This window comes from Mucilaginibacter sp. P4_G9 (assembly GCF_056400985.1).
The window spans coordinates 1-21,027 of the sequence record NZ_JBFUKF010000022.1 but is presented as its reverse complement, the minus strand read 5'-3'; the positions used below and the strand labels follow the sequence as shown (position 1 = coordinate 21,027).

General features: G+C 41.2%; 14 protein-coding genes and 1 tRNA gene. 11 read left to right on the top strand and 4 right to left on the bottom strand.

The window, feature by feature from the left end; all coding sequences use genetic code 11:
* Nucleotides 1–110 precede the first annotated feature (110 nt).
* Complete coding sequence (ppsA, locus tag AC1DPZ_RS04155) at nt 111–2,603, top strand: phosphoenolpyruvate synthase (protein ID WP_477401457.1); 2,493 nt, start codon at nt 111–113, stop codon at nt 2,601–2,603.
* 167 nt (nt 2,604–2,770) lie between these two features.
* Here the strand turns inward: ppsA and AC1DPZ_RS04150 are convergent.
* Nucleotides 2,771–2,842: transfer RNA gene (locus AC1DPZ_RS04150), tRNA-Arg, on the bottom strand.
* A 218-nt stretch (nt 2,843–3,060) separates the two neighbouring features.
* On the bottom strand, nt 3,061–3,660 hold the full coding sequence (locus AC1DPZ_RS04145) for an RNA polymerase sigma-70 factor (protein WP_477401456.1): 600 nt from the start codon (nt 3,658–3,660) through the stop codon (nt 3,061–3,063).
* A gap of 194 nt (nt 3,661–3,854) precedes the next feature.
* Here AC1DPZ_RS04145 and AC1DPZ_RS04140 point away from each other — a divergent pair, with 194 nt between their 5' ends.
* From AC1DPZ_RS04140 to AC1DPZ_RS04120, 5 genes are all read left to right on the top strand, one after another.
* Entirely contained in the window at nt 3,855–5,015 is a 1,161-nt protein-coding gene (locus tag AC1DPZ_RS04140) for a FecR family protein (protein ID WP_477401454.1), read from the top strand.
* 125 nt (nt 5,016–5,140) lie between these two features.
* Nucleotides 5,141–8,644: a SusC/RagA family TonB-linked outer membrane protein gene (locus tag AC1DPZ_RS04135; protein ID WP_477401453.1), complete on the top strand. Its 3,504-nt coding sequence runs from the start codon at nt 5,141–5,143 to the stop codon at nt 8,642–8,644.
* Between the two features lie 20 nt (nt 8,645–8,664).
* On the top strand, nt 8,665–10,098 hold the full coding sequence (locus tag AC1DPZ_RS04130; protein ID WP_477401451.1) for a RagB/SusD family nutrient uptake outer membrane protein: 1,434 nt from the start codon (nt 8,665–8,667) through the stop codon (nt 10,096–10,098).
* Between the two features lie 404 nt (nt 10,099–10,502).
* A complete protein-coding gene (locus tag AC1DPZ_RS04125; RefSeq protein ID WP_477401450.1) occupies nt 10,503–11,810 on the top strand; it encodes a chondroitinase-B domain-containing protein in 1,308 nt (435 codons plus the stop codon).
* Between the two features lie 7 nt (nt 11,811–11,817).
* A complete protein-coding gene (locus AC1DPZ_RS04120; protein ID WP_477401449.1) occupies nt 11,818–13,857 on the top strand; it encodes a discoidin domain-containing protein in 2,040 nt (679 codons plus the stop codon).
* A 143-nt stretch (nt 13,858–14,000) separates the two neighbouring features.
* Here AC1DPZ_RS04120 and AC1DPZ_RS04115 read toward each other — a convergent pair whose 3' ends face one another.
* A complete protein-coding gene (locus AC1DPZ_RS04115; protein ID WP_477401447.1) occupies nt 14,001–14,405 on the bottom strand; it encodes a PIN domain-containing protein in 405 nt (134 codons plus the stop codon).
* Complete coding sequence (locus AC1DPZ_RS04110; protein WP_477401445.1) at nt 14,405–14,644, bottom strand: hypothetical protein; 240 nt, start codon at nt 14,642–14,644, stop codon at nt 14,405–14,407. Before AC1DPZ_RS04110 ends, AC1DPZ_RS04115 begins: the two co-directional genes overlap by 1 nt.
* A 403-nt stretch (nt 14,645–15,047) precedes the next feature.
* On the opposite strand from AC1DPZ_RS04110, the gene AC1DPZ_RS04105 reads away from it, so the two are divergent.
* From AC1DPZ_RS04105 to AC1DPZ_RS04085, 5 genes are all read left to right on the top strand, one after another.
* The gene (locus AC1DPZ_RS04105; protein ID WP_477401444.1) at nt 15,048–16,475 is read left to right on the top strand and encodes an alpha-L-fucosidase; all 1,428 of its coding nucleotides are present in this window, start codon (nt 15,048–15,050) and stop codon (nt 16,473–16,475) included.
* Nucleotides 16,476–16,510: 35 nt separating this feature from the next.
* Nucleotides 16,511–17,401, top strand: a complete 891-nt coding sequence (locus tag AC1DPZ_RS04100) for an AraC family transcriptional regulator (protein WP_477401442.1) — start codon at nt 16,511–16,513, stop codon at nt 17,399–17,401.
* A complete protein-coding gene (locus AC1DPZ_RS04095) occupies nt 17,394–19,565 on the top strand; it encodes an alpha-galactosidase (protein ID WP_477401441.1) in 2,172 nt (723 codons plus the stop codon). Before AC1DPZ_RS04100 ends, AC1DPZ_RS04095 begins: the two co-directional genes overlap by 8 nt.
* A gap of 18 nt (nt 19,566–19,583) precedes the next feature.
* Nucleotides 19,584–20,384 carry a DUF4350 domain-containing protein gene (locus AC1DPZ_RS04090; RefSeq protein ID WP_477401439.1) on the top strand — a complete coding sequence of 267 codons (801 nt, stop codon included), beginning with the start codon at nt 19,584–19,586 and terminating at the stop codon, nt 20,382–20,384.
* Nucleotides 20,385–20,804: 420 nt separating this feature from the next.
* On the top strand, nt 20,805–21,027 hold a 223-nt coding region (locus AC1DPZ_RS04085; protein WP_477401438.1), incomplete at its 3' end, for an RNA polymerase sigma factor.

Sequence of the window (21,027 nt, the reverse complement as noted above, 5' to 3'; positions counted from 1 at the left end):
CCTTAATTTGAATATAGTAAAGAATATAGGTTAATATAGTATCATTTTTTATTATTATTTACAAATGAAGGCTTTTTTTAGATAAGTAGTTTTGATTAAACGAAATATTTATGGAAACAGCAAAATTTATCCTGAAATTAACCGAGGCTTCGATTAACGATATTGAAACTGTTGGCGGCAAAAATGCCTCTTTGGGCGAGATGCTTCAAAATTTGAGTGGGTTTGGGATAAATATTCCCGACGGGTTCATTATAACTGCTGCAGCCTACTATCATTTTATCACTTCCAATAAACTGGACGAAAGAATAAAACAAATTGTTGCCGGCACCAACGTGGATGATATGCAGGAGTTAATGCAATGCGGTGCAAGTATCCGTGAGTTAATTCAGGATGGTCTGTTTCCGGATGATCTGAAAGCCCGGATCGCCGAAGGCTATGTAAACCTCTGTGCACAATATGATCAGCCCGATGTTGATGTCGCTGTCAGGTCATCTGCTACAGCCGAGGATTTGCCCGATGCATCGTTTGCCGGTCAGCAGGATACCTATTTAAATATAAGCGGCGAAGAAGATCTTTTAATTGCCATAAAAAATTGCTTTGCCTCCCTGTTTACCGATAGGGCTATCAGTTACCGGAAGATGTTTGGCTATGATGATTTTTTGATCGGCTTATCGGTCTGCATTCAAAAAATGGTCCGGTCTGATAAGGGTGTGTCGGGTGTGGCTTTTTCACTGGATACCGAAAGTGGGTTTAAGGATGCCGTAATCATTAACGGTTCATATGGGCTTGGAGAAATGATTGTACAAGGCTCCATCAGTCCCGATGAATTTATTGTGTTCAAGCCCTTGCTCAAAAAGGGTTTCCAATCAATCATCGAAAAAAAGCTGGGCAGTAAACACCAGAAGATGATTTACGGTAATAGTGCGGCTGAAAGAGTGCAGGTAATTAAAACCGATAAAGCTGATGCCGAGCGCTTTTGCCTAACAGACGAACAAGTACTGCAATTGAGTAAATGGGTTGTAATCATAGAAGATTATTATTCGGCACTCAAAGGCAGATGGTGCCCTATGGATGTGGAATGGGCGGTTGATGGCTTATCGGGGCAGCTTTTTATTGTACAGGCCAGGCCCGAAACGATACATTCCCGCAGGGAGGTTGGCTCCATTATCGAATTTAAGATTAATGATGATAACCGGCATAAAAAGGTTGTATTAAAAGGTATAGCCGTAGGCGACAAAATAGCATCCGGAAGGGTGCATTTACTGGAAGGCCTTGAAAAACAAAATATCCATGAGATAAATTTTCAGCCAGGGGATATCATGGTTACGGATATGACCGATCCGGACTGGGAGCCCGTAATGAAAAAAGCGGCAGCCATCATCACCAATAAAGGCGGCCGCACATGCCATGCTGCCATAGTGGCCCGCGAATTAGGGGTTCCGGCAATAGTAGGGTGCGAAAATGCCACCGATCTGTTGAAAACCAGCCAGCTGATAACAGTGTCCTGTGCCGAAGGAGAGGCTGGTATTATATATGAAGGCATCATTTCTTTTGATAAAGTAGAACATAGTCTCAAAGATCTTCCGGAAACTACCACACCGGTAATGATGAATGTGGCATCGCCGGATATGGCTTTTCATTATGCGCATTACCCCAACAAAGGTGTTGGTTTGGCCAGGGAAGAATTTATCATCAACAACTATATCAAGGTGCATCCCATGGCTTTGCTTAAGCATGAGCAGCTAAACGATACTGCCTTAACCGAACATATTGCCGGGGTAACAAAGGGTTACGAAAATGGGGAGGCGTTTTTTATTGAAAAGCTATCATACGGTATTGCAAAAATTGCGGCTGCCTTTTACCCTAATAAAGTAATTGTAAGATTTTCGGATTTTAAGACCAACGAATATTTCAATATGCCGGGAGGTAAATACTTTGAGCCGGTAGAGGAAAATCCGATGATTGGCTGGCGGGGTGCATCACGTTACTATTCTGAGGTGTACAAGGAAGCTTTCGGGATGGAATGCAAAGCCATAAAGAAAGTACGGGAGGTGATGGGCCTGGATAATGTTGTGGTGATGATACCCTTTTGCCGTACGGTTAATGAACTGCTTATGGTTTACAATACCATGGATAGTTTTGGCTTAAAGAGAGGCGAAAACAAGCTGGAGGTTTTTTTAATGGCCGAGGTTCCGTCAAACGTGATTTTAGCCAGGCGATTCGCGGCGCATATTGATGGATTTTCTATCGGCTCAAATGACCTTACCCAATTGGTATTGGGGCTCGACCGGGATTCATCACTGGTGGCCGGTTTATATAATGAGCGTAATGAGGCTGTAAAAATGATGATCTCTTTCCTGATACGCGTAGCTAAAGAAATGAAAGTAAAAGTGGGGATCTGCGGCCAGGGACCATCTGATTTTCCGGATTTTGCCCAGTTCCTGGTCGAAGAAGGAATTGATACCATTTCTGTAACCCCCGACTCGTTTATGAAAACGGTTAAAGCGATCAGGCAGATAGAAGATGAGCTAAAGTTGAAGTATATCAGCTTCCCGGATGAGTTTATTGGCGCTCATTCAATACCAGAGAACAGTTTGGTTTAATCATAAAATGCTTAAATCAAATGAAAGAAATTAAAATCTTAGATAGTGATGGGGCATTTAGGACACCGGGGGTTAACCATGTGTTTGCCTGCAACTTATTGGAAGTCAATAAAAAAAGGATTGCTCTTTTTGCAGCAATCCTTTGGTAGCAATGTAGTCGCATTTAGTGCTCCCGACGAGATTCGAACTCATATCGATGGTACCGGAAACCATAATTCTATCCGTTGAACTACGGGAGCAATTGCGCAAATATAGGAAATTGATTTAAACCATATGTGATTTTGGTAGCTATAAAGTTATTGGCAAATTCTCTTTTAATTTTTTCATTGGCCGATGATATATAATTAACCGCATTAACTCCTTTAGGCGTAACTTTTTACAAAGCAAAAGGCCATTAGCAGGTATAATTGGCGTTAAATAATTTCGGTTTAAGGGAACGGCAGTCCGTTAAGTTTTGTTACCAACTTGCTATTATAATAATGATAAGCATGTATTTTAACGAGGTGCGCAGGTGCTTCAGGGCATTGGTGAGCTGATTTTCAACGGTGCGTTTGGAGATATTTAAACGGGTAGAGATCTCACTGATAGACAAATTGTCTTTTCTACTCATTTTGTAAATTTCGCGGCATCTTTTGGGCAGGTCATTTAATAACGTGTCAATCGTCAAATCAAATTCGGTTTCCCATATTTTTGTTTCACCTTCATTCGTTTCCGAAAGTTGATTAAGTGCATAGGCATCATCTTCGCTATTTTCATAATCTTCTACATAGTGAATTGGGGCGGCTTTGAGCGTTTGCTTTTTGCGGATACCATGATAACTGGCGGCGGTAATTACATAGCTTTTAAAAGAGTTTATATTTAACTCATGCCGCTTGTTCCAAATATTCAAAAAAATATCATGAGTTATTTCCAGGCATGCTTCTTCGTCTTTAACATATCGGTAGGCAACTGTATAAACACGCGACCAATAGCGTTCAAAAAGTTGATTGAACGCTTTTTCGTCATTCTGAAGCATTGCCCCAATTAATTCGGGATCTGTTAAACTTTGGTTGAGCATACAATTGGTAACATAAAGCTATGGATTAAAAATCAGTTAATAAACTTTTTAACCGGAGTTCTTGATTATTATCCCAATCTCTTCATGGATTGCATACTAAAGCAAAAATATTTTTTTGTTTTTATGTGTGTTGCCGCATCCATATGTATCTATACTTATATAACCCAATATTAAACCCATACGTACCCTGATTGATGACCGAAGAACAATATCTTTCTCTGTGCGAGAAATATTTAAAAGGGAACTGTAGCCCCGAGGAAGAGTTACTGATAAAAAACTACCAGGATAAGGCTGGATTGACTGATGATCTGTGGAATAAAAGTACCATGGGCGATGAGGATCACATACGGTTATTATTGCGTAACAAATTGCAAAAAAGTATTCATCAACAAAAAATACCTGTTATAAATAGATATAGGTGGCAATTTGCGGCAGCAGCAGCTGTATTGTTATTTATATCCATTAGMCTGTTTTTTATTAGTTTAAACCGTGTAAAGCCGGTATCATACATCGCCAAGAGGACTAAAGTAATAGAAAATGATATTCCACCCGGCTCCAACAAAGCTGTTTTAACACTATCAAACGGGAAACAGATAGTGCTTGATAACGCCGCAAATGGTGTATTAAGTAAGCAAGGCAGCGTAGCCATATCTAAATCCGGAAATGGTTTAGTTATCAAAAATGACGGAGAAAACAATGAGCAATTAAAGGGTAATGCCTTAACCACCATTACCATTCCGCGGGGGGGCAAGTATGACGTTGTACTGCCCGATGGTACTAAGGTTTGGTTAAACTCATCTTCGTCGCTAACCTTCMCAATCACTTTTACCGGAATTGAAAGAAAAGTTACACTAATTGGGGAGGCTTACTTTGAAGTGGCAAAAAACAAGCGTATGCCGTTTAAAATAAATGTGAATGATAAACAGGTGGTAGAGGTATTGGGTACCCATTTTAATATCAGCGCCTATGCCGATGAAAATAATATTACAACAACCCTGCTGGAAGGCGCTGTTAAAATAAATTACAACAACAAGTATACTTTTATTAAGCCGGGCCAAATGGCAGTGAATGATTTAACACAAGATGTGAAAGTTAAACCGGCGGACGTTGATGAAATTATGGCCTGGAAAAATGGCATGTTCATTTTCAATAATGAAAACATTAAAAACATGATGAAAAAAATTTCCAGGTGGTATGATGTGGACGTGGTTTTTAAAGGTGATATGGACGATATTAACTTTACAGGTAACTATTCCCGCTCCAAGAGTTTATCAAGCCTGGTAAAAAATATCGAGATATTGGATAAAGTTCATTTTGTAATTGAAGGAAGGAGGGTAACTATTATAGCTAAATAACTACATCCCATTAAAAATCCAAAAACCGGGAGTGTTGAGACCACCCCCGGCATTGTTTAGCTGACAAAGGCTAACGCGGATAAAAAACCAATTAATACGATAACCAATTATTTAATCCTAAACAAATGTATAAAATTTTTACTGCACTAAAGTGCGGGGAGATGCCTTGCCATGCGCCTAAATTCCTTCTGATCATGAAACTTACAATCATTATTTTAATGGTTACTTTTTTGCAGGTAAATGCTGCAAGCTATGCTCAGGAGGTTAGTATAAATGTAAAAAATGCATCTGTTAATGAAGTGCTTAACCAGTTAACCAAACAAACCGGGTACAACTTTATTTGCGATGCTGCTATTATAAAAGTAACAAACCCTGTAACTATTAATGTTAATCATGCGGCGTTAAAAAACGTATTAAACCAATGTTTTGCTAACCAGCCTGTAGAGATAGTTTTTGGCGACGACAATACGGTTGTAATAAAGCAAAAAAGCCACGTTAATAAACCGGTTATTCAAGCTATATCTATTACCGGAAAGGTAACAGATAGCCAGGGGCAGGCTTTGCCAGGGGTAAGTATTAAATTAAAAGGCACCCAGGAAGGCACCGTATCTGATAATAATGGTGGCTATTCAATTAAGGTGCCCGATAATAACAGTGTACTTGTGTTTTCTTTTATAGGCTTTGTTACCCGTGAAATTACCGTTGGCGGTAACACAGTGATTAACGTAACCCTTGCTGATGCGCCCCGAACGCTTAGCGATGTTATTGTTGTTGGTTATGGTACGCAATCAAGAGCTACTGTAACAGCGGCAATTACAAAGGTTGATGGTAAAAACATTGGAAATCAGCCGGTAGGCACTCCTGGTGAAGCTTTGGCAGGTTTAGCGGCTGGTGTACAGGTACAATCAGACCAGGGTGCAAAACCGGGCGCTGCGCCTACCATTCGTGTGCGTGGCGTAAGCTCATTAAGTTCGTCCAATGATCCCTTATATGTAGTTGATGGCTATCCGCTGGAAACAGCCGCCAATTTTAACCTGATTAACCCTGGTGATATTGAGTCGTTAGAGGTACTTAAAGATGCGGCATCGGCAGCTATTTACGGCTCACGTGCGGCCAACGGCGTAGTGCTGGTTACTACCAAAAGGGGCAAGGCAGGTAAAACTACGTTTGCTGTTACCGCCTATTCCGGCATCCAGAACGTAACCAAGTATATTAGTGTTTTAAAAAAGGATCAGTATGTGCAACAGGTTAAAGACCTCAGCCGCATTAAAGGTTTACAGTATCCCAGCATATTAGATGGTGATATCTCTGGTCTGCCGGATGTTGACTGGCAAAAGGCTATTTTCAGGTCGGCTCCGGTTAGTGATTTTGAATTGAATGCCTCTGGTGGCAGCGAGAAAATCCGCTTTAATGCTTCTGCCGGCTTTTTCAGACAAAAAGGGGTATTAATTGGCACTGATTACAGCCGTTACACTACCCGCGTAAACCTGGATGCGGATATTATTAAAAACCTAAAGTTCAGTTTCTCCATTTCTCCATCATATGCCGAGCAGTTTAGGCAACCTTCATCTGGCCAGGCCAGCGGTGCCGGCGCCAACCCCGCCGATTATATAGTTGGCGTACCCGGATTAGTGGCCAACTTGAATTTGCCGAGCCCGCTTAACCAGGCTTTAACTTTTCAGCCTATTGTACCGGTATACCGTGCCAACGGCGATTTTGCAGAGCCTTATGACCGCGAACTGGGTTATAACCTGTCGCCTACAGCAGTATTTTCTGCCAGTAACTTTTACAGCCCGGTAAATATTTTAAGTCAGTCTATAAACCGTTCCAGGGCATTCCGTACATTAAGTAACGCCTTTTTAGAATATACGCCTATCCCTGCGTTAAAATTAAAAACCTATATAGGCGCCACGCTGGAGAATGAGCAGGTTCATGGCTATATACCGGGTACCATGGCCTATAGCTCGGCACCAACGGCTTCTGCTTCAAACCCTCAATTGGCGGGCATTTTTGCTTCAGACAATGTGCGTAACAGTTTTGACTGGGTTTGGGAAAATACCGCCACTTATGATAAGCAGATTGGCCAGCATCACTTTAATGTGCTGGGTTTGTTTTCGGCCCAAAAATATAATTCGCAAATAAATTATACCGCCGGTTTGCCGGGTACATTTATCACCACTGCCGTACAAAGCCCGCTGGCATCACCTAATACAGTTGGTACCGAGGTTTTCGATGCTAATACTTTCCTGTCTTACGCGGGCAGGTTTACTTATGATTATAGTCGTAAATATCTGTTCACCGCCGCTGTTCGCCAGGATGCTTCATCACGCTTTGGACCAAACAACAGGTATGCAGTATTCCCTTCATTCTCTATGGGCTGGCGTTTAGCCGAGGAGTCTTTCCTGAAAGAGCCACTGGCCAAATTAAGCATTAATGAATTGAAGCTGAGAGGTGGATACGGCCGCACAGGTAATGCTAACATTGGCAGTTTTACATATGTAAACTCCATTGCGTTAAATAAAAATTATGCATCCGGCAGCAACCGCTTGTTCGGCACACAGCAAACAGGCTTTGCAAACCCTGATTTGACCTGGGAAAAGAACGATCAGACCAGTGTTGGTACAGATATTGGCTTTATGCAAAACAAAATTGCGCTAACCTTTGATTATTTTATCCGCAATTCAAACGGAATGTTGCTTAATAAGGCTTTGCCGCTTGATGTTGGCTATGCAACATCGTACCAGGCCAACCTGGGTAAGCTGCAAAACAAGGGATTTGAGTTTACGGCCAGCACCAGTTTCAGGTTAGGCCCGGTAAACTGGAATACCAATGCCAACTTCTCCACCTATAAAACCAAGGTGCTTGATTTGGGCGGTCCGGCTGCTTTACCGGCTGTTCAGGCTATTAACGGCTGGAACAACGTTTACCAGGTAAAAGTAGGCCAGCCTTTGGGTATTATGTACGGCTATCAAATTGCGGGCGTGTATAGAAATGCGGCCGACCTTGCCAATAATGCCAAAGTTGCTTCTGGTAATAATATAGGCGACCTGATGATCAAAGACCAGAATGGTGACGGCGTAATTAACGTTAAGGATGTTACGGCATTAGGCCACGGCCTGCCCGATTTTACTTATGGTTTAACTAATACTTTCCAATACAAAAACTTTGATCTGAGCATATTGATACAAGGTGTGCAGGGGGTGAATATCATTAACGGTAATAACAGGCAAACCCTTACAGGCAACAACAACCAAAACTCGCTGAGCAAATATTATAAAAACTACTTTGACCCGGCCGATCCTACAAGAAATGTTTTGTACGCAAGCCCGATTGCCACCAGTGCGCTTCCCGGCCCTGCCTTAACAAGCCTGAGTGTGGAAAACGGATCGTACCTGCGGGTAAGGAACATTACGCTGGGTTACCGCCTGAGCGACATCACGTTGCGTAAGCTTTTTGTAAAATCGGCCAGACTTTATGTAACGGCTCAAAATCCTTTCCTGATTACTAAATATACCGGCTACAACCCGGAAGCCAATATCATGGGAAGCGATCCCACTACGCCGGGTGTTGACCAGGGAACTTATCCTACGGCGCGCACAATTATTATAGGTATCAATTTTGGATTTTAATTGCAATAACACTAAAGATCATGAAAATTAAAAAATTAATTATATGCAGTATATCCATACTTATTTTAAGTGTGGCGCTAACCTCCTGTAAAAAATCGTTTGTTAACATTACGCCCCAGGGCATTGTTCCGGTAACCACTTATTACACTACCGAGATAGATATCAAAACCGCGCTTAACGGCACCTACAGCAGTCTGAGGCCTATTTATAACGAGCAGTATGGGTTTGGTGAGCTCCCTTCTGATAATGCCCAAACTTATGGCGAAAGCGAGGTACTGTATGGCGAAGAAGATAAACTAACCTGGACAGCCACATCAACCAATTTACAAAATGCCTGGACCCGTTTTTACGCTACCATAGCCTATGCTAATATTGTATTGGGGCACGTTGGCACCCCTGTTATGACCGACGCGAATCGCAACAGTTATACCGGGCAGGCCAAATTTTTAAGGGCTTTAATGTATTTTAACCTGGTGCGCATGTATGGAGGCGTGCCGCTGATATTGACCGAAATTACCTCGGAGCAGCAGGCTTATACCTATAATCGTGTTACCGCTGCCGCTGTTTATGCGCAAATTGAAAAGGATTTGACCGAGGCCGCGGCCGTATTGCCGGCAAGTTACACCGGGTCGGATATTGGCCGGGCTACCAGTATTGCAGCTAATGCCCTTTTAGGTAAGGTTTACATGTTCGAGAACAAGTTCACCCAGGCCGAATCGATTTTGGCTACCGTTGCGGCTACTTCCGGTACACTTATTCCCTACGATCAGATCTTCGGGCAGGGTAAGGATAATAACAAGGATATTATATTTTCGGTACAATATCTTGGCGGTGGCTTTGGCGAGGGTAATACTTTTGCAAGGAACTTTGTGCCGCAGCCATCGGGAACTACCATTACGGCCGTTACTGGTAACAGCAATAATATCGGCACCCCCGATCTTTATAATGCTTTTGAACCAGGTGATAATCGTTTAAACACCGCTATTGGCGTTTATACTTCTGGCACGCTGGTGTATTACTATGCTAAAAAGTTTATTTATCAAAGTGTGGGAGCCAACAGCGAGGGCGATAACGATTGGCCGGTACTGCGCTATGGCGATATCATTTTGCTGTATGCCGAAGCCTTGAATGAGAACGGCAAAACAAGCGATGCGTTAACCCAGCTTAACCTGGTCCGTAATCGCTCAGGTTTGGCCTCTAAAACCGGTTTATCTCAGGCCGATGCACGTACAGCCATTCGTAAAGAGCGCCGTGTGGAGCTTTGCTTTGAAGCCGAAAGATGGTTCGACCTGATCAGGTGGAATATCTTTGTACAGGTTATGACTGATTATAAAGCAACCAACAAGCCGGTTAATGGCTCAATAGGTAATATAGTACCTACGCTAAATTTGTATCCCATCCCTGCAAGGGAGATTTCTTTAAATCCTAATCTTACCCAAAACCCCGGGTATTAAGACGAAACGCCCTGCTATGATTTTACACATGGCAGGGCGTTTTTAATAAATAGGTATCCCTTCTCTGTTTTTATTCTCCCAGCGTCTATTCTGCAAGGCCGATATCCCACGTGTCAACGTTCGGTATGCCTCTACAGGCAGTGTGGTTGCGTGAGTAGCTTTCAATTCAATTGTAACAATAATGGTATGGTCAATTCAGCATATCAATTAGCTTTTTTGTGCAATTAAACCAATAAAAATTAAGTCGAAGTTAGCGTTGTCATATCCATCCAATAAAAAAACCTATGATAATGTATAAGAAACACCTTCAGATTTATTTAAAAAGTAATATCGCCAGATTAGCTTTTGTATTTATTGTTTTATCGTTATTTTCTTCAACAATACTTTTAGCAAATACTATAACAGTGTCTTCTATTGCCGATTTGCAAAAGGCCATTAATAAGGCTAAACCGGGTGACCTGATTGCTCTTACTGATGGTGTTTATACAACAACAGAGGATATTATTGTTAATAATAAAGGCACTGAGAAGGAACCTATAACAATTGCCGCACAAAACTTAGGCAAGACAGAAATTACCGGAAAAGGTGGCTTTAGCCTGATGAACCCGGCAGCATATATTGTTATACGGGGCTTTAAATTTACACATGCCGCCGGTCGTGCAAAAACAGGCGTAGGTACAAGCAATTGCCGTTTTACACAAAACCTTTTTGAAAACCCGGGTGATGGCGAGGAACTTACCGTTGCCGGCAGCAACCAGGAAATTGATTATAATACCTTTCAAAATAAAAATGCCATGGGACGGTTTATCGCTATCCGTGGCGAGGGCAAGCAAATTGCCGAAAGATTGCATATTCATCATAACTATTTTAACAATTTTGCCAGCCAGGGCGGTAAAAACGGTGCCGAAGCGCTTCAGTTTGGGTTAAGCGGTTTTAGTTTATCATCAAGCAATAGTATTGTTGAATATAATTTATTTGAAAAGTGCCAGGGCGAGAATGAATTGATCTCGGTTAAAGCGTCGGCGGTAACACTCAGGTATAATACCTTTCGGGATTGTCCGGCTCAGTTTACTTTACGTCATGGCAACAAAAGTTTGGTATACGGAAATTATTTCTTCAACACGCCGGGACTTCGCATTTTTGGCGACGACCACCTGATTTATAGTAATTATTTTGAAAATTGCAATTCGGCCATGGTAATTGGTAATGGCGACGGTGAAGTAGCTGATGGTGCACAATTAACAGCGCATGACCGGCCTGATAGGATATTGATTGGATTTAACACACTGATTAATAATAAGGAAAATATTATTCAAACAGAACGTAAGAATGGACTGGGAGCCACTTATGTTACAGTAGTGAATAATATTATTCAGGGTGGGGGATCTGCGGCTGCTATTTCAGGGCCTTATACCAACCCGCTATGGGCAGGCAATATTTTGTATAATGTAAAGGATGCCGGCAATATACCAGCTGAGGGTTATAAAACAGTTGATCCTAAACTGGTTAAAACATCTTCAGGTACTTATCACCTTCAATCCGGCAGCCCTGCCATTGATCATGCAACTGCATCTTATCCAGGAGTTAATGTTGATATGGACGGGCAGGCCCGTATTGCACCTTTTGATATCGGGGCAGATGAGCTTAGCACTGCAACTGTTAAAGCACATGTTCTTGATGCTGCAGATGTAGGTTATAACGCTAAGCATTAAAATATCAATGAAAAATATTACTGCATTCATCCTATGCTGGCTAATTGCTGTTAACACATTTGCGCAAAAAGGAACAAGCCAGTGGGTTTATCGGGGTGCCAATGGCAAACTGGTTTATAAAACCACACCAACCGGCGATAAGATCATGGATTTTTCACAAGCCGGTTATATGGGTGGTGGCGTGGCTTTGCCCGTTGTGCCCGTAAAATGTTTGGTAAAATCGTCAGGCGGATACGATGATACGCAATTAATTCAGAACGCCATTAACCAGGTGGCGGCAATGCCATTAAAGAATGGATTTAGAGGAGCAGTGGAGCTGGCTCCTGGGGTATTTATTTGTTCTGGTCCAATCATTTTGTCAACACCAGGAATAGTATTGCGGGGTACCGGTAGTGGAATTGGAAGAACAACAATTAAAATGGTTGGCAGTCCTCATACTGCTATAATAATTGGCCGAGGCAATATAAATGTGCCATTAGGAAAAACAGAAAGATCAGATAGCGATATAGTAAACACTACCAAAACCTTAATTACCGATGCTTATGTACCATCGGGCGCAATAGCTTTTACTGTGGCGGATGCCTCTGGATTTGCCATCGGGGATACCATAGCCATAAACAGACCAGTAACTGAAAACTGGGTTCATTTTATGGGAATGGATAATATGACCCGCGAGGGTAAACCGCAAACATGGATCAAAGCAGGGTCAAGGGGTATTAGCAAAAGAAGAATTACAGCCATATCGGGCAATAAATTGACGGTAGATATCCCCCTTGCTGATTCGTATGATTCCAGGTTTTTAAACCCGCCGGGTATTGAGGTTGCAAAAGTAAAGTCAGTATCGCGTGTTACACAGGTTGGGATAGAAAATATTCATATCCAATGCCCGCCCCTTGAAATTGATTATGGACATGCCCCCTATGCCGGTATACGTGTTGGTGGTGATGACTGCTGGGTTAAAAATGTGTTTTGCGAAGAAACAATGAATACAACAGTACTTGCCGGCAGCAGGATCACCATGGAAAAGGTTATTGTTAAGCATACTTATCCAAATCTTGGTGCATCTAAACCAACGGATTTTAGTTTGGAAGGGAGCGAAAACCTAATTGACCGTTGCGAAATTACAGGTGGTAATACTTATTTTGTTTGGACATCTTCATTAATTCCGGGGCCTAATGTTTTGCTTAATTGCACTTTTAAGGGTATAGGCAGCCGCATACAGCCACACCAACGATGGGCTACCGGGTTATTGGTTGATAACTGCACGGTACCCGATGGAGGTATAGATTTTATGAACCGTGGTGCCGCAGGCTCTGGCCACGGCTGGACGATGGGCTGGGCCGTTGCCTGGAATTGCGTAGCCAAAACATATATAATCCAAAACCCGCCTGGTGCAGTAAACTGGGCTATCGGATGTATTGGCAAAAGGGAGCAAACAGCAAGACTGTTTGACAGCAGCCCGGTTTTAACGGAAGGTAACTTCGATTCTTACGGRTTTCCGGTTGCTATACAAAGCCTTTACCTGGCACAGCTGGCGGATAGGCTGGGAATAACAGGATTAAGAAATATAGGGTATGCAGCGAATACAGTAAGTATGTTTCCTAATAAGCAAGTAAAAGCCTCTCCGGTTGAAACAGATTATAATAAACCACCCGGTTTAAACCTGGCGCTAAACCGCCCGGTAAACACCAGCAATGTTAAAGGCAATTCCCGTGAATTTGGCGGCGAGAAAGCAATTGACGGAAACAGCAGTACTTATTGGTGTGCCGGCGAAGGCATAACAAACGCTACGATTGAGATTGATATGGAAGGCCCTGTTGACATCAATACCTTTCAATTCAGCGAGGCACTGGGACAGCATATAAACAGCTATAAAATTGAAGCGCTGGTAAATAGCGACTGGAAATTATTAGCCGGGGGGAGTGGAGTTGTTGGAAAGAAACAGATCTTGAAATTTCCTGCCACCATAGCCTGGAAAGTTAAACTGACTATACTTAAAGCCAGCGGACCTATCGCTATAAACAATTTGGGCCTGTACCTCAAGTAGGCTGGCCCGGAAAATAGATATATTCTCTACTTTTGATTTTAGAAGATAATGGGAATTATTATAGGTTAAACCCGTATATTTTATATAAGCAGGTGGGAATGATTGTTGAAGAAGGAGGGAATAAACCTGGAACTCAATGGTGTCTAATTTTTTTTATACCAGTTTTCAATTATGATTCCCTCAATTCTGTCAAAATCTTTAACATTGTCGGTAACCAAGGTAAGGTTATTTTCTACGGCGGTAATCCCAATTAGAAGATCAAACTCGTCATTAATAGGCTTGCCTATCTTTCTCAAACGTACTTTCTCTTTCGCGTAGCGTCTTATACTTCCGAATATGGGTATGATAGAAAGCCCACCAACAAAATCATCTACTGCTCTGTGCGCTTTAGGTGGATGCTCACTATTTTCTGCACCAAATCGTAGTTCAACAACAGTTATCTCGGAAATGAAAAAATTCGTACGCTCTTTTTCACGTATAATGGTGGCTAAGTCTAACTTGCCCCGCAAAAAGAACACACAAATGCTGGTATCAAGAAGATATTGCATTAGAACTTAAGGTCTTTTTCCCGGAACTTTCTGGAGGCTTTTATTTCCTTTACGATTTCTTCGGCTGGCTTATCTGATCCGAAGGCACCGTATGATTTAAAAAATGCGCTTTCGTTTGAATTTTTCTCTTTTTTCAAAGATTTAGACAAACGTTCAATAAGTTCCAATTTCGTAAATGCATCTAGTCCCTCAAACAATCCCGAGTAGGTGTCAACGATATTTTTGTTTGCAACTGTCATATGGTCATTATTTAGCGTGTCTGCTCTTATCTGTATTACAAAAATAACAATTATTCTTTTAACGAAGCCATTGGATGGCAAGATCAGCTGTTCATTATTCCGATCATTAAAGATTCCACAAAACTAAGGCTCTACCGACCTGAATTATGTAAAAAGCCGGCTTCTGCGTGATGTACCACCTACTTATGAAAGAAGTCCTGCAATCTTCTGAATAATTCCCATCAATTAAAATTAATCACACTACTATAACGTTTTCGTAGATTATTACCGATCCGAGGTGGTACCAAACATCATCGTGCTTGTATCTTAGGGTAAGAGCGGTACAAACGCGTGCTCATAACCAATTAGCATAATTGCAAATCATTATAAACCATAGCGGTAACCCGCTAAAAAGTAAACCAATATGAAAAAATATTTTATAGCTTGTTTGCTATTGCTACTATTTACGCATACTGTTTTTGCTCAAAAAGAGCTTACCCGCGACGAACGTATGAAATGGTGGCGCGAAGCCCGTTTCGGAATGTTTATTCACTGGGGCGATTATGCCGGATTGGGGGGCGTATACAAGGGGCATGAGGTAGGACGCGGCGGAGAGTGGATCATGAACAGGGGTAAAATCCCGGTAGCCGAATACCAACAGTACGCTAAAAAGTTTAATCCTGTAAAATACGATCCGGACGCCTGGGTAAAGCTGGCTAAAGAGGCAGGCATGAAATACATTGTGATAACTGCAAAGCATCATGATGGTTTTGCCATGTTTAAATCAAATGCCAGTAAATGGAATATTGCCGATGCTACACCTTATGGTAAAGATGTTTTAAAACCATTAGCTGCAGCTTGCCGCAAATATGGTATTAAACTGGGCTTTTATTATTCACAGGCCCAGGACTGGAATAACCCGGGTGGAGCAGCGGCACGTAAAATAAGCAGCGAAGGCTGGGCAAACCCCGATTCGGCAAAGATTGATGCCTATACTAAAGAAAACAGCGGCCATTGGGACCCTGCACAAACCTCGAGCACTATGGCTCAATATATTGATAAAGTAGCCGTACCGCAGGTAAAAGAGCTGCTTACTAATTATGGCGATGTTGCTGTAATTTGGTGGGATACGCCAACAGCAATGACGGATGAGTTTGCGCAAAAACTTCAGGACGTATTAAAGTTACAACCCAATATCATCACCAACGACCGGCTTAAACGCCCCAATTTTGCCGGCGATTATAAAACACCCGAACAAAAGATCCCTAACCTTAGTGAGCTTGACGGAAAAGACTGGGAAACCTGCATGACCATGAATGGAACCTGGGGTTATAAAAGTTACGACCATAAGTGGAAAACTGCCGAAACTTTGATCCACAACTTAATTGATATAGCCTCAAAAGGTGGAAATTACCTGTTAAATGTTGGCCCCACTGCCGAGGGTGAGTTCCCGCAGGAAAGCATAACTACTTTAAAAAAGATGGGCGAATGGATGAAGGTAAACAGCGAAGCTATATACGCTACCAAGGCAAGCCCGTTACAACCGCTAAGCTGGGGGCGTTGCACCCTTAAGCCCGATGGTAAAAATACAATACTGTATTTTTCTGTATTTAACTGGCCCGCCGATGGTAAACTGGTAATTCCAGGGTTAAAAAATGAAGTTGTTAGTGCTAAAATGCTTGACGAGGGGGAGGGTTTGAAAACCAACGCAGGTAATGCCGGCATAACTATAAATGTAACCGATAAGGCTGTTGATAGTATTGCAACAGTAATTAAGCTTGTGGTTAAGGGAGATGTGAATACCCAAACAGGCAAACTTGCCGGTGAAATAAAAACCGGGGCGCTTGATTAATAATTTGAACTATTGTTAATGGTAAATTAAGTTAAATGAAACCACAATTGCTAAAAGTATCATCTGGCCCGGCTCAGTCCTTTAGTGTACGGCGCGACCTGGTTCCTTCTATTAATAACAAATGGCATTATCACCCGGAAGTTGAGTTGATCCACTTTGAAAAAGGTAGCGGAACTCAATTTATAGGTGATAATATACGGCAGTTTAATACCGGCGATATTGTAATGGTAGGATCATATCTGCCACATTACTGGCGGTTTGATGATATCTATTTTTCCAGGGAAAATAGTGCCGAAGTTGACATCAGGGTTGCTCATTTTTGCGAGAATTTTTGGGGAAATGATTTTTTGCAACTGCCGGAGAACAAGATGATAAAAACGGTTCTGGAAAAAGCCAGGCGTGGGATACAAATTACCGGAAAAGCAAAAAAAGCTATTGCCGAAATTATGGGAAGGCTGCTTGTTGCCGAAGGGGCAAAAAGAATATTATTATTGATGGAGGTATTAAATGCCATTGCCGAATGTGACCAGGCCGATAGCTTATCATCAATAGGATTTAGCCCGAATGTTGAGGAGTCGCGAAATGACAGCATCAATGTTATTTATGAGTATTCACTGGCCAACTTTAAAAATAAAATACATATGGACGAACTTGCCGAATTGGCTGGGGTTAGTCCAAACTCATTTTGCCGGTATTTTAAATCGCGCACGCACAAAACCTATTCTAAATTTTTGCTGGAGATTAAAGTTGGGCACGCCTGTAAGTTACTTATAGAAAACAGGCTGCCCTTAAAGCAATTATGTTATGAAAGCGGCTTCAACAATTTTGCAAATTTTCATAAATACTTTAAACGGATTACCGGCAAAAGCCCTTTAAATTATCAAAGAGAGTTTATCCAGGTAAAATCAACCTCTTTATATGAATAGATTAGTGCTATATATTTACCTGGTACTTTTTTTTGTCGGTGCTGCTGCAAGCGCGCAAACCGATAAAGAAATAATAACTATAACAACAAAAAACACAAGTGTAGTACTTAAAGTAGGTGCCAATAACAGGGTATACCAGGCATACCTGGGGAAACGGTTTTTAAATCAGGCAGATAATAGCTTAATTCCTAATAATAAACATGAGGCTTATATTACCGGGGGGATGGAAGACCTGTTACAACCTGCCATCCGCTTAATTCATAGCGACGGTAACCCATCGCTCGAGCTAAGGTATGTAAACCACACAACAAAAAATTTAGACGAAAATATTTCAGAAACCAACATATTGTTGCAGGATCCCAAATATCCAATCCAGGTAATATTGCATTACCAGGCTTTTAATAAAGAGGATATCATAAAATCGTGGGCCGAAATAAAAAATGATGAAAAAAGTGAAATAACCTTAGAAAATTATGCTTCATCTATGTTGCATTTTGAGGCTAAAGATTATTGGCTTACACAATTTCATGGCGATTGGGCCTCTGAAATGAAAATGCAGGAAAGCAAGCTTACAAGCGGCGTAAAAGAGATAGACAGTAAATTGGGCACCCGCGCTGATATGTACCAAACCCCGGTATTTTTCCTCGCGCTAAATAAACCGGCAGATGAAACAACCGGGGAGTTAATTGCAGGTACATTAGCCTGGACAGGCAATTTTCAATTCCATTTTGAAATAGATGAACGCAACGCCTTAAGAGTAATATCGGGCATTAACCCCTATGCATCAGCCTATAAATTAAAAAAAGGCGAAACCTTTGTAACACCGGCGTTTATTTTTACTTATTCAACTACAGGAAAGGGACAGGCGAGCCGGAATTTGCATCAATGGGCGCGCAATTATGGTGTACTGGATGGTAATAAACCGCGCCTCACCTTATTAAATAACTGGGAGGCCACGCATGTTAATTTTGATGAAAAAGAATTAGTGGGCTTATTTGATGATGCTACAAAACTGGGTGTCGATCTGTTTTTGCTTGATGACGGATGGTTCGGAAACAAATACCCGCGTGATAACGACAAAGCGGGATTGGGAGATTGGCAGGAGAACAAGGCAAAATTACCAAACGGGATAGGCTATTTGGTTAAACAAGCTGAGACTAAGGGATTAAAATTTGGCATCTGGCTTGAGCCGGAAATGGTAAATCCTAAAAGTGAATTATATGAGCAGCATCCGGATTGGATTTTAAAATTACCTAACCGGGATGAAAATTATCAGCGCAACCAGTTAGTGTTAGACCTTGCAAATCCTAAAGTAGCCGACTATGTATACCATACGGTGGTTGATATGCTAACTAAGAATCCTGGCCTGGCTTATATTAAATGGGATTGTAACCGAAGTATGAGTAATACCTGGTCGCCATATTTAAAGGATCGGCAGTCGGCATTGTTTGTTGACTATACTTTAAGCCTTTATAAAATCTTAGATCGTATAAGGCAAAAATATCCGCATTTACCTATTATGCTGTGTTCGGGAGGCGGGGGCCGTACCGACTATGGGGCTTTAAAATACTTTACCGAGTTTTGGCCCAGTGATGATACCGATCCCCTGGAGCGCGTGTATATACAATGGGGATATAGTAATTTTTTCCCGGCCTTAACTATCTCAAGCCATGTTACATCCTGGGGAAAACAATCTATCAAATTTCGTACAGATGTTGCCATGATGGGTAAGCTGGGGTATGATATTAAAGTAAGCAAAATGACCGATGAGGAACTGCAGTTTAGCAAGCAGGCTGTTAAAAACTATAGCCGGCTAAACAATACAATCTGGTTTGGCGATCTGTACCGTATTATTTCTCCCTACGATGAAAACCGCATGGTGGCTATGTATGTAAATGCCGAAAAGTCAAAGGCTGTTTTGTTTAATTACAACCTTAACACAAGGTATAAAGAAGTATTTAACAGGGTGCGGCTACAGGGATTGGACAATCAAAAATTATATAAAGTGGAAGAAACAAACCTTATGCCGGGCGCCAGGTCAAACCTTGCAGAAAATGGTCGTGTTTTTAGTGGTGATTATTTGATGACCATGGGGCTTAATTTAACCCCGGGAAAGTTAATCCCGTTAACCAGCATGGTAATAGAGATAAATGCAGAGAATTAAAATTAAAATAAGCTACTGATGCAATTTAAACAATACACCATAATAGCATTGTTTGCAGGAATATTTATACCTGCAGCAAGGGCTCAAACTAAAACCGTTACTTTGGATTATTTCTTTAATAATGAATATCGTAAAAATGCATCGGGTGCGATGGAGCGTTTTCATTATACCTGGGAGGATACCAAAAGTTCCGGATATTCAATATGGGGGGATATTTTTAAACAGCATGGTGCAAGCCTGAAAAGCCTTACAGAGCAACCCAGCGCAGAAAGTTTAAAAGGTACTGATATTTATATTATTGTTGACCCTGATACGAGGAAAGAAACGGCCAATCCTAATTATATTGAGCCCCGACATGTTGAAGCCATAACCGATTGGGTTAAAAATGGTGGTGTGTTGGTAATGCTTGCAAATGACAGCGCTAATGCCGAACTACCTCATTTAAATAACCTTGCTGAAAAATTTGGAATTCATTTTAATGATGATTTGTATAAGCATGTTATTGACAAACAATTTGAAATGGGAGCGATAAATGTGCCCCCGGATAATCCTGTATTTAAAACGGCCGGGAAGATTTATTTGAAGGATATAGCAACGCTTAAATTATCGTTAAATGCAAAACCCGTACTTACAGATAGTAACAAAATAATTGTAGCCGTTGCCCGGTACGGAAAGGGGATAGTGTTTGCAGTTGGCGATCCATGGATATATAATGAATACACTAACGGGCGGCTTACACCGTCAATGGGTTTTGAAAATGATAAGGCGGCAGAAGATATAACCAAATGGCTCCTGGCGCAGATTCCCAAAAAGAAATAGTTTAATAAACAAAGGATAAAGAATGCCGGTTTTGATTATTTGGAAATATAAAATGCAGTGAATAAGTATCTTKCATTTAAATATTGATGCCGGTTTTTAAGTAACATTTATGTTGCTATTTTGTACTTATCCAATTTTTATATACTTTTAAATGGTGGCAGAATGAATTCTGTCAAAATTATAAGCCAGTTAACATCGTATAAATAATTTATACTTATAAATAAAATGGAGCTGTTTTAACAGCTGATAAATTAACTTTAGTGTAATTAACCAGATAGCAATATAGATGAATAAATTGCTAAATTAATTGCATAAACAAGTCGTAATTATAATTTAATTGCAATACCAATTATCAAAAAACCAATTATTAGTAATATAGGCTTACTTAAAGGGAGATCTGTATTATTTATTAGATGAAAAATGCTGTCTGAAGTAGAGTTAATAACGTTAATTAAGCAAGGAGATATCCGGGCCTTTGATGAGTTTTATAAAAGAAACTGGAGAGTCTTATATCAGGTGGCTTATCGTTCAACAGGTTCTCCCGACGATGCGAAGGATCTTGTCCAAACGGTTTTTATCAGTTTATGGAAATGCCGGTTTAATCTTTGCCCCGATCAATATAATTCATCTTACCTGTTAAGAG

Bases quoted from the DNA above. Each gene is read 5' to 3' on its own strand.
- ppsA (WP_477401457.1), top strand. From the start codon at position 111: ATGGAAACAGCAAAATTTATCCTGAAATTAACCGAGGCTTCGATTAAC.
- AC1DPZ_RS04145 (WP_477401456.1), bottom strand. From the start codon at position 3,660: ATGCTCAACCAAAGTTTAACAGATCCCGAATTAATTGGGGCAATGCTT.
- AC1DPZ_RS04135 (WP_477401453.1), top strand. From the start codon at position 5,141: ATGTATAAAATTTTTACTGCACTAAAGTGCGGGGAGATGCCTTGCCAT.
- AC1DPZ_RS04130 (WP_477401451.1), top strand. From the start codon at position 8,665: ATGAAAATTAAAAAATTAATTATATGCAGTATATCCATACTTATTTTA.
- AC1DPZ_RS04115 (WP_477401447.1), bottom strand. From the start codon at position 14,405: ATGCAATATCTTCTTGATACCAGCATTTGTGTGTTCTTTTTGCGGGGC.
- AC1DPZ_RS04110 (WP_477401445.1), bottom strand. From the start codon at position 14,644: ATGACAGTTGCAAACAAAAATATCGTTGACACCTACTCGGGATTGTTT.
- AC1DPZ_RS04105 (WP_477401444.1), top strand. From the start codon at position 15,048: ATGAAAAAATATTTTATAGCTTGTTTGCTATTGCTACTATTTACGCAT.
- AC1DPZ_RS04100 (WP_477401442.1), top strand. From the start codon at position 16,511: ATGAAACCACAATTGCTAAAAGTATCATCTGGCCCGGCTCAGTCCTTT.
- AC1DPZ_RS04095 (WP_477401441.1), top strand. From the start codon at position 17,394: ATGAATAGATTAGTGCTATATATTTACCTGGTACTTTTTTTTGTCGGT.
- AC1DPZ_RS04090 (WP_477401439.1), top strand. From the start codon at position 19,584: ATGCAATTTAAACAATACACCATAATAGCATTGTTTGCAGGAATATTT.